This window comes from Rhodococcus sp. (in: high G+C Gram-positive bacteria) (assembly GCF_049299235.1).
In the GTDB taxonomy this organism is placed as follows: domain Bacteria; phylum Actinomycetota; class Actinomycetes; order Mycobacteriales; family Mycobacteriaceae; genus Rhodococcus.
Genome location: NZ_JBAQXC010000008.1, coordinates 1 through 8,943, shown reverse-complemented (window position 1 = coordinate 8,943; position 8,943 = coordinate 1). Strand labels below are relative to the sequence as shown.

Sequence of the window (8,943 nt, the reverse complement as noted above, 5' to 3'; positions counted from 1 at the left end):
CGACGTCGGTACCCGGAGCCTGGGCCAGCGCGTCGACGCCGGTGCCGATTTGTTGCACGGTGCCCGCCGGTGCGGTGGCGGGTACCGGGGAGACCATCGGGACGGCGGGCTCACGGGTCGGCAAATTATCCGTTTCGGTGTCGGAGGAGCAGCCGGCGACCAGCGCGACCGCAAGTCCCACCGCCACCGCGGTCGCACGCACTGCCGGTCTACCCATCATGTTGCTCCTCGCTGACACCGTCGATCGGACGCGCGCCGCCCGACAGGCGACGCGCTTCGTTCCAGTGTTCCTGATCGGCGCGCGAGCATCGACGCCGCCTCGTGCCGCACCGGACGAATGTGACTCGGGCAACGTGAATCGGGCAACCTGAATCGGGTTCAGCCGGTGGCCGCGATCGACGGTCCCGGCCGGTCCCGCCGTGGCAGCACCAGGGGAGTGCCCGTCGTCGGGTCGGTCCGCACCTGCACCGGATACGCGTAGACGCGGCTCAGTAGTTCTTCGGTGAGCACGTCGTCGGCCGGGCCGTCCGCGACGACCCGTCCGTGTTCGAGCACACACACCCGGTCGGCGTAGGCGGCGGCCAATCCCAGATCGTGCAGCACCACGACGACGGCATATCCGCGGTCGGCGCGGGCCCGCACCACCTGCATGACCGCTTCCTGATGCCCGAGGTCGAGCGCGGCGGTCGGTTCGTCGAGCAACAAGGTTTCGGCGTTCTGCGCGAGCACCCGAGCCAATGCGACCCGGGCACGTTCACCACCGGACAGTGCCGGGAACGGGCGGTCCCGCAGATGCGTCACATCGCATTCGGTCAGGGCGGCGGCGACGAGCGTGTCGTCGTCCTGCTGTGCGGTGCGTGCCCACGCCGCCCGACCCATCCGCACCACCTCACCGGCGGTGAACGGGAAACCGACCGTGTGTTGTTGGGGGAGCACTGCGCGGCGCCGGGCCAACGCCACCGGCGCCCAGTCGTCGAGCGGCCGGCCGTCGATGTCGACGCGGCCGGTCGAGATCGGATGATCGCCGGTGAGCGCGGCCAGCAGTGTCGACTTACCTGCCCCGTTCGGTCCGACGAGGGCGAGCACTTCACCGACCCGCACGTCGAGGTCGACGTCGTGCAGGATCTGCCGGTCACCCCGGTGCAGTCCCACCCCGGTCGCGCGCATCGTCACCGCACCCGGACCGGACCGCTCCGGGACCTGTCGGTCGTCGCGCCACCGGCCGAACAGACGTGGACGGCTCATGCCCACCCGCCCTGGCTCGCGCGGGTACGGCGCAGCATCCAGAAGAACACGGGGCCACCGACCAGTGCGGTGAGCATGCCGAGCGGCAGATCCGCGTTCGGAACCAGGGTGCGGGCCCCGAGATCGGCGGCGAGCAGGGTGGCCGCGCCACACAACGCACTCGCGCAGATCAGCCGCCGATGGGCCGGGCCGACCGCCATCCGCATCAGATGCGGCACCACCAGACCCACGAACAGGACAATGCCGGTGAATGCGACCCCCGCGGACACCAGGACCGCGACGATCACGATCGCCACCTGCCGCAACCGTTCCACATCGACACCCAGATGTCGTGCCACGGATTCACCGAGGGACAGCAGATCCAGTTTCGGGGCCAGCAGGATCGCCGCGGCGACACCGGCCAGCGTGAGCGGCGCGACCACCGACACGATCTCCCAGGTGGCGCCGCCGAGACTGCCGAGTTGCCAGAACACGATCTGGTCGCGGGCCGCCGGGTTGGCGACGAACGTGAACAGCGCGATCAGACCACCGGCGACGGCGTTGACGGCGACACCGGTGAGGATGACGGTGACGACTTCGGTGCGGCCGTTGGCGCGGGACAGTCCGTATACCAGTGCCGTGGTGATCAGCCCCGCGACGAATGCCGCGCCGGCGAGCGCCCAGCCGGCGGTGAACGCGCCGCCGAGCACGATCACCAGGGACGCCCCGACCGCCGCACCGGCGGAGACACCGATGACGCCGGGTTCGGCGAGTGGATTGGCGAAGACCCCCTGTAGCAGTGCGCCGGCGCAGCCGAGGGCGGCACCGACGAGCATCGCCAGCACGACCCGCGGAAACCGCACCTGCCACAGCGTGACGTCACCGGCCGGGTGCGCCGGCATCGGCCCGAGGTCCAGGCCGACACGGTGCAGCAGACTACCGATGACTTCCGCGGGGGAGGTCGGCACCTGCCCGAGACACGCGGACACCAACGCCAACACCACCAGCACCACGGCCAACCCGACGAACACCAGGGTGGTGCGCCGCGCACCTGCTTCTTTCGTGCTGCCGGGTGTGGCCGTACTGTCGGTGACCGCGGTCATTCCTGTGCCTGCGGGTACAGCGCGTCCGAGAGTGCGGCGAGAACCTTGCCGGTGTCCGGGCCGAAGCTCAGCAACACCGAATCGTCCATGTCGACGATGCTGCCGTTCTTTCCGGCGGGTGTCTGCGCGACGCCGGGGAGTTCCGCGAGACCTGCCGGACCACCGACCGAGTCGAGACTGTGCGTCATGATCAGGATCACGTCCGGGGCGGCGGCGATCATCGCCTCGCTGGTGATCGGGGTGAATTCGGCGGTGAGCCCGGCGACCGTGCCCGCATCCTTGCCGCCGAGCGCACCGATCAGTGCGTCGGCACCGGAACCTGGACCACCGAGCATTTTGATCGCCGATCCGCGCAGATACAGGAACGCCACCGTCGGTTCGGGATGCTCCGTGGGGATCGCGGCGGTCGCCGCGGCGATCTCCTCGTTCGTGCGCTGCACCAGGGCCGTCCCCTGCTCGGGAACACCGAGCGCCGCCGCGACCGCGTCGATACCGGAATCGACTGTGCCGAGGGTGCGGGCCGGATCCACGAACACCACCGGAATACCGGTGTTGCGCAACTGTTCCTGCACCGCCAGCGGCCCGACCGACGTGTCGGTCAGCACCACCGTCGGATTCAACGCCAGAATCGCCTCGGCGTTCAGTCCGTGCCCGCCCGGGGTGACATTCGGCAGGTGCTCCGACGCAGGGAAGCTCGCTGCCGACCGGCCCACCAGATTGTCGCCGAGACCCAGGGAGAACACCGTCTGGGCGAGGGTGCCCGACCGGTCCGCGGTGACGATCCGCGACACGTCGGTGACCGTGACATCGACACCGTCGAAACTTCGGACCGTCGCAGGCAGGTTCGGCACCGGGTTCTCGGTGATCGGCCGCGGATCACGATCGGCGACCACCGCGGTGCGTGCCCCGGTGGTGGTCGCCGAACCGCCGTCGTCGGCGGCACTGCATCCGGCGACGGCGAGCACGGTCGCCACGGGAAGGAAGACGGACAGAATACGACGACGGAATCGGCTCATGATTGCGGCGAAGCCACCCGGAAGTTGTGCAGGTCGTTGCCGAGTTCGGTGAACAGGCCACGGTTGAGTCCGAATACCAGGTTCGCCTCGTCGATCACGGCCTGCTGCTGCGCCTCGTCCAGGGGTGCGGCGTCGAGCTTCGCGCGGTACGCGTCTTTGAACGGTTTCGTTTTCGGGATGCCGTCGAACGTGTAGAAGCGCAGTCCATCGCGTTCGTAACCGTAGGCACGTTCGAGCATGCGGCGGATGATCTGCCCGCCGGACAGGTCGCCCAGGTAGCGCAGGTAATGGTGCGCCAGGTAGGCCTCGGGGGAGGTCGCGGCGACCTCTTCGAGACGCTGCACATACCGGACGGTCGCAGGCAGCGGTGTCGTGGTCGCGCGCCAGTCGTCGCCGAGCAGGAACTGCAGGTCCGCTTCGAGTGCCGCGGTGCGCAACAGTTCGTCGGCGAGGAACGGCCCGACGATCGCGTCGTCGGCATAGTCGCGGCCGATGCGTTCGAGTGCCTCGTAGATGTACCAGGACTGGGCGAGGAGCGCGGCGTACCCGGCGGTGTTGAGTTGACCGTCGAGCAGTTCGGTGACGAACTGCGAGTTCTCGGTGTCGTTGTGTTCCGCGGCGGTGCCGGTTTTGATGCGCTCGGCGAACCCGGCGACGTCTGTGGCGGTCATCTGCACTCCCTGCTGTAGCCAACCCGAACCTACCGAGCAGGCTATCCTAACTTTTCGGCGGTGCGCGAGGGAGGTTCCGCGCTACCGGTTCCGGATCAGGCGCTCACATCGTCGAGCGCGGCCGCGATCGCCGCGGGCAATTCCAACTCCTCCGCGACGAGCACGCCGGTGAGTTGTGCCAGGTCCCGGGCACCTACCAGCGTCGATGCCACACCCGGGCGGTCGCGCACCCACGCCAACGCCACGGCCAGCGGGGAGGTGCCGAGCCCGTCCGCGGCGGTGACCACCGCATCGACCACCCGCACCGCGGATTCCGTCAGATAGTGACGAACTTCCTCCGCATGCACTTCGTCGGCACCGCGGGAATCGGCAGGTATACCGCTGCGGTACTTGCCGGTGAGGACACCACCGGCCAGCGGTACCGCCGCGAACACTCCCGCCCCGTGGTACATCGCGGCCGGGAACAGTTCTTCTTCGACACCTCGCGCCAACAACGAGTACTCGACCTGGGTGCTCACCAGGCGTGCGCCCCGCGTCGCCGCGGCCGCCGCGGTCGCGAGCTGCCACCCCAGATAACCGCGCACCCCCACATAGCGCACCCGCCCGCTGGTGACCGCATAGTCGAGGGCCGCCGCGACCTCGTCGGCCGGTGTCTGCGGATCCCACGTGGCGACCTGCCACACATCGAGATGGTCGGTGCCGAGTTCCCGCAGGGTCGCATCGAGTTGGGTCAGCAGCCCGCCGCGCGAACAATCGACGCGGCCATCGCCGAGTTTGGTGGTGTCGATCCCGGAACTGCCCGACAACACGAGCTGATCGCGCGGCACCACGTCGTCGAGCAACTCGGCGAGGATCCGCTGTGACATTCCGTCGCCGTACGCACAAGACGTGTCGACGAGCGTGCCGCCGGCGTCGACGAACGCCGTCAACTGGGCGGCAGCTTCGTCGCCGTCGGTGCCGCGACCCCATGTCAGGGTGCCCAAGCCGAGCCGCGAGACCCGCAGTCCGCTCGCCCCCACCGTTCTCTGTTCCATAACCGCCCGCGTTTCGTGACCGTCCGATCGGGTCGCCCGTCCGTCACCGCGACACCGCGCCCTGGCACAGAACCCTAGGCCGCGGCGCCCCGGAAAGTGTTCAGACGCGCCGCGTACTGTGCCCCGAGTGAGATTCGACCGCACCCCGCGTCCCTGCAGTCACATCCGAGTGGAGGTCGCCGCATGATCGGCGAGTCCATGACCTGGCTGCAGGCGATCGTGCTCGGCATCGTCCAGGGCCTGACCGAATTCCTGCCGGTGTCGTCGTCGGGGCACCTGCGGATCGTCTCCGAGGTGTTCTTCGGAGACGACGCCGGCGCCTCGTTCACCGCTGTCACCCAGCTCGGTACCGAAGCTGCCGTGTTGGTGTTCTTCGCCCGCGACATCTGGCGGATCCTCGTCGCCTGGTTCCGCGGCCTGTTCGACAAGCAGCAGCGCGACAACCACGACTACAAGATGGGTTGGTACGTGCTGCTCGGCACCATCCCCATCGGCATCCTCGGTTTGCTGCTCAAGGACGAGGTACGCACCGTCGCCCGCAACCTGTGGCTGGTGGCGACCATGCTCATCGTGTTCTCCGCCGTCATCGCCGCCGCCGAGTACTACGGCCCGAAGAAGCGCGAAATCGAACAATTGACGCTGCGTGACGGCCTGATCATGGGTTCCGCGCAGGCGTTGGCTCTGATTCCCGGTGTGTCCCGTTCCGGTGGCACGATCTCGGCGGGTCTGTTCCTCGGCCTGAACCGTGAGGCCGCCGCCCGCTACTCGTTCCTGCTGGCCATTCCCGCGGTCCTCGCCTCCGGGCTGTTCAGCTTGCCCGACGCATTCGAACCGGCGGGGGAGGGTCTCAACGCGTCCGGCCCGCAACTTCTCGTGGCCACCGTCATCGCGTTCGCTGTCGGCTACGCCGCGATCGCCTGGCTGCTCAAGTTCGTCAGCAACCACTCGATGTACTGGTTCGTCGGCTACCGCATCCTGCTCGGTGTCTTCGTCCTCGCGCTCCTGGGCACCGGCGTGATCTCGGCGACCTGACCGCGCCCGGCCCGACCGGCCCGGCATCGGGGTCGCACTATGGTGGAAACCATGACGGTGATCCTGCTGCGGCACGGACGTTCGACGGCCAACACCTCGCATGTCCTGGCCGGTCGTTCCCCGGGCGTCGAACTCGACGAACTCGGCCACATCCAGGCGAAGGGTCTGATCGCCCGGCTGACCGGCCTGGAGATCACCGAGATCGTGCACTCGCCGCTGCTGCGCTGCCTACAGACGGTGACTCCGCTCGCCACCGACCGCGGACTCGAGCCGGTCGTCGACGACCGGCTCGCCGAGGTCGACTACGGGCAGTGGACCGGCCGGGCCCTGTCGGATCTGGTGCGCGAACCGTTGTGGAAGGTGGTGCAGCAGCACGCCTCGGCAGCGGTGTTCCCCGGCGGCGAGGGGCTGGCGCAGGTGCAAGCACGGGCGGTCGCGGCGATCCGTGAACACGACACCCGCCTCACCGAACGGCACGGCCGCGATGTGGTGTGGGTGGCGTGCAGTCACGGTGACGTCATCAAGTCGGTGCTCGCCGACGCACTCGCCACGCATCTGGACGGGTTCCAGCGGATCGTCGCGGAACCGGCCTCGCTCAGCGTCGTCCGATACACCCAGACCCGCCCGTTCGTGCTGCGCGTCAACGACACCGGGTCCGATCTGGCCGGCCTCGCCGCCCCCGCGGCCTCGGTGCCCGGCGGTGAGGTCGCCGCGACGACAGGACCCCCGGCCGCGGCAACCTCCGGCGGATAATGGCAGTGTTCGCACGTTCGAAGTTCCGCAGTTTCGAAACATTCGACTCGAGGAGGTGCGATGGCCCGCGCGATACACGTATTCCGGACCCCGGACAGATTCGTCGCCGGCACCGTCGGTGAACCCGGCGACCGGGTGTTCTACCTGCAGGCCGTGCACGACTCCCGCGTGGTGAGCGTCACGCTCGAAAAACAGCAGGTCAAGATCCTCGCCGATCGCATGGGTCTGCTGCTCGAAGAGGTCCACCGCCGTTTCGGCACCGACCTGCCCGAAGATCCCGACGTCGACATCAGCCCGCTGATCACCCCCATCGACGCGGAGTTCCGGGTCGGCACGATGGGGTTGGGCTGGGACGCGGACAGCAGCGCCGTCGTCGTCGAACTTCTTGCGGTCACCGACACCGAACTCGACGAGTCGGTGGTGCTCGACGACACCGAGGACGGACCCGACGCGGTGCGCGTGTTCCTCACCCCCGAACAGGCCCTCGAGTTCGCGGCCCGCTCCGAGATGGTGGTGTCGGCCGGCCGTACCCCGTGCCCGTTGTGCGGCGAACCCATCGACGGCGGTGGGCACGTGTGCATCCGCACCAACGGCTACCTGCGTACCCCCGGTTTCGATCCGGCCACCTGGTTCGGTGAGGAGTCCTGACCCGGTGAGCACCCCGGACGTTCGTGACGTGCTGCGCGGCGGCGACCTCACCGTCGTCGGCCGTGTCGTACACGCGAGCAACGCGACCCTCGTGTGCGACGCGACGCTCGACGACACCGTGGTGCGCTGCGTCTACAAACCGGTGCGCGGTGAGCAGCCGCTGTGGGATTTCCCCGACGGCACCCTCGCCGGCCGGGAGGTCGCGTCGTATCTGATCTGTGAGGCGCTCGGCTGGAGTGTCATCCCGGTGACGGTGTTGCGCGACGGCCCATTCGGCACCGGCATGGTGCAGCAGTGGATCGACACCCCCGATCCCGAGCAGGCCCTCGACGGCCGTGTCGATCTGGTCGACCTGTGCCCGGCCGATGCTGTTCCCACCGGTTTCCTGCCGATCCTGCGGGCCCGCGACTACGACGGCGCCGAGGTGGTACTCGTCCACGCCGACAATCCGCGGTTGAACCGCATGGCGGTGCTCGATGTGATCCTCAACAACGCCGACCGGAAGGGCGGGCACGCCCTCGAAGGGCTCGACGGTAGCGTGTACGGCGTCGACCACGGTATTTGTCTGCATCAGGACAACAAGTTGCGCACCGTGCTGTGGGGTTGGGCGGGGCGTACCGTGCACCCGGATCTGCTCACCGACCTCGAGAAACTCGCCGGGCGGCTCGACGGCGAATTCGGCAACGAACTGCGCGCCTACATCACCGGCGCCGAGGTTGCCGCGTTGCGCGCCCGGATCACTGCGCTGCTGGCTCGCCCGGTGATGCCGAAGCCGATCGGGGACCGCCGCATCCCGTGGCCCGCATTCTGACCGTGCCCGCATTCCCGCTGTGACCCGCGTTCGTACCGGTGACCGGCCTCGATCCGGTGCGCTCGTTGCTCTCCACTAGGCTCGTCCCATGCAGTCTTGGTCCGATATCGCGCTTCCGTCCGTCCCCGGTCAGGGGCCTCCACTGCGGTTGTACGACACCGCCGACCGGGCGGTCCGCCCCGTCACCCCGGGGGCCACGGCCACCATGTACGTCTGCGGTATCACCCCGTACGACGCGACGCACCTCGGGCACGCCGCCACCTATCTCGCTTTCGATCTGGTGAACCGGATCTGGCGGGACGCCGGCCACGATGTGCACTACGTGCAGAACGTCACCGATGTCGACGACCCACTGTTCGACCGCGCGAACCGGGACGGTGAAGACTGGGTGGTCCTCGGCATGCGCGAGACCGCCCTGTTCCGTGAGGACATGGAAGCGCTGCGGGTGCTGCCTCCCCGCGACTACATCGGCGCCGTCGAATCGGTCGGCGAGGTCGTCGAACTCGTCGAGAAACTCGTCGCGTCCGGTGCCGCGTATGTCGTCGACGACGAGCAGTACCCCGACGTGTACTTCCGGGTCGACGCGACCGAGCAGTTCGGCTACGAGTCGGGCTACGACCACGACACGATGCTGCGGTTCTTCACCGAGCG

The 8,943-nt window shown here is 68.5% G+C and carries 9 protein-coding genes and 2 pseudogenes; 5 read left to right on the top strand and 6 right to left on the bottom strand.

Translation table 11 applies throughout. The features are described from left to right. The 6 genes and pseudogenes from WAX14_RS00385 to WAX14_RS00360 form a co-directional block, all read right to left on the bottom strand. Window positions 1–217: pseudogene (locus WAX14_RS00385) on the bottom strand (hypothetical protein); the annotation flags it as partial. Window positions 218–378: 161 nt separating this feature from the next. Continuing rightward, window positions 379–1,245, bottom strand: a complete 867-nt coding sequence (locus WAX14_RS00380; protein WP_422626121.1) for a heme ABC transporter ATP-binding protein — start codon at window positions 1,243–1,245, stop codon at window positions 379–381. Beyond that, the gene (locus WAX14_RS00375) at window positions 1,242–2,327 is read right to left on the bottom strand and encodes a FecCD family ABC transporter permease (RefSeq protein ID WP_422626120.1); all 1,086 of its coding nucleotides are present in this window, start codon (window positions 2,325–2,327) and stop codon (window positions 1,242–1,244) included. The genes WAX14_RS00380 and WAX14_RS00375 overlap by 4 nt, the downstream gene beginning before the upstream one ends. Then, the gene (locus tag WAX14_RS00370; protein ID WP_422626119.1) at window positions 2,324–3,343 is read right to left on the bottom strand and encodes a heme/hemin ABC transporter substrate-binding protein; all 1,020 of its coding nucleotides are present in this window, start codon (window positions 3,341–3,343) and stop codon (window positions 2,324–2,326) included. The genes WAX14_RS00375 and WAX14_RS00370 overlap by 4 nt, the downstream gene beginning before the upstream one ends. Beyond that, the gene (locus tag WAX14_RS00365) at window positions 3,340–4,014 is read right to left on the bottom strand and encodes a heme oxygenase (biliverdin-producing) (protein WP_422626118.1); all 675 of its coding nucleotides are present in this window, start codon (window positions 4,012–4,014) and stop codon (window positions 3,340–3,342) included. The genes WAX14_RS00370 and WAX14_RS00365 overlap by 4 nt, the downstream gene beginning before the upstream one ends. Window positions 4,015–4,109: 95 nt before the next feature. Continuing rightward, window positions 4,110–5,048, bottom strand: coding sequence for an aldo/keto reductase (locus WAX14_RS00360; RefSeq protein WP_422626117.1), 939 nt, complete (start codon window positions 5,046–5,048; stop codon window positions 4,110–4,112). Window positions 5,049–5,234: 186 nt separating this feature from the next. Between WAX14_RS00360 and WAX14_RS00355 the strand changes: the two genes are divergently transcribed. From WAX14_RS00355 to WAX14_RS00335, 5 genes and pseudogenes are all read left to right on the top strand, one after another. After that, entirely contained in the window at window positions 5,235–6,080 is an 846-nt protein-coding gene (locus tag WAX14_RS00355; protein WP_422626122.1) for an undecaprenyl-diphosphate phosphatase, read from the top strand. A 51-nt stretch (window positions 6,081–6,131) separates the two neighbouring features. Beyond that, window positions 6,132–6,833: a histidine phosphatase family protein gene (locus WAX14_RS00350; RefSeq protein ID WP_422626116.1), complete on the top strand. Its 702-nt coding sequence runs from the start codon at window positions 6,132–6,134 to the stop codon at window positions 6,831–6,833. Between the two features lie 60 nt (window positions 6,834–6,893). Continuing rightward, on the top strand, window positions 6,894–7,481 hold the full coding sequence (locus WAX14_RS00345) for a DUF3090 domain-containing protein (protein ID WP_422626115.1): 588 nt from the start codon (window positions 6,894–6,896) through the stop codon (window positions 7,479–7,481). A 4-nt stretch (window positions 7,482–7,485) separates the two neighbouring features. After that, window positions 7,486–8,292, top strand: a complete 807-nt coding sequence (locus WAX14_RS00340; protein ID WP_422626114.1) for an SCO1664 family protein — start codon at window positions 7,486–7,488, stop codon at window positions 8,290–8,292. An 88-nt stretch (window positions 8,293–8,380) separates the two neighbouring features. Continuing rightward, window positions 8,381–8,943: pseudogene (locus tag WAX14_RS00335) on the top strand (cysteine--1-D-myo-inosityl 2-amino-2-deoxy-alpha-D-glucopyranoside ligase); the annotation flags it as partial.

Excerpts from the sequence above, each read along its gene's own strand:
- WAX14_RS00380 (WP_422626121.1), bottom strand. The coding sequence starts at position 1,245 with ATGAGCCGTCCACGTCTGTTCGGCCGGTGGCGCGACGACCGACAGGTC.
- WAX14_RS00375 (WP_422626120.1), bottom strand. The coding sequence starts at position 2,327 with ATGACCGCGGTCACCGACAGTACGGCCACACCCGGCAGCACGAAAGAA.
- WAX14_RS00370 (WP_422626119.1), bottom strand. The coding sequence starts at position 3,343 with ATGAGCCGATTCCGTCGTCGTATTCTGTCCGTCTTCCTTCCCGTGGCG.
- WAX14_RS00365 (WP_422626118.1), bottom strand. The coding sequence starts at position 4,014 with ATGACCGCCACAGACGTCGCCGGGTTCGCCGAGCGCATCAAAACCGGC.
- WAX14_RS00360 (WP_422626117.1), bottom strand. The coding sequence starts at position 5,048 with ATGGAACAGAGAACGGTGGGGGCGAGCGGACTGCGGGTCTCGCGGCTC.
- WAX14_RS00350 (WP_422626116.1), top strand. The coding sequence starts at position 6,132 with ATGACGGTGATCCTGCTGCGGCACGGACGTTCGACGGCCAACACCTCG.
- WAX14_RS00345 (WP_422626115.1), top strand. The coding sequence starts at position 6,894 with ATGGCCCGCGCGATACACGTATTCCGGACCCCGGACAGATTCGTCGCC.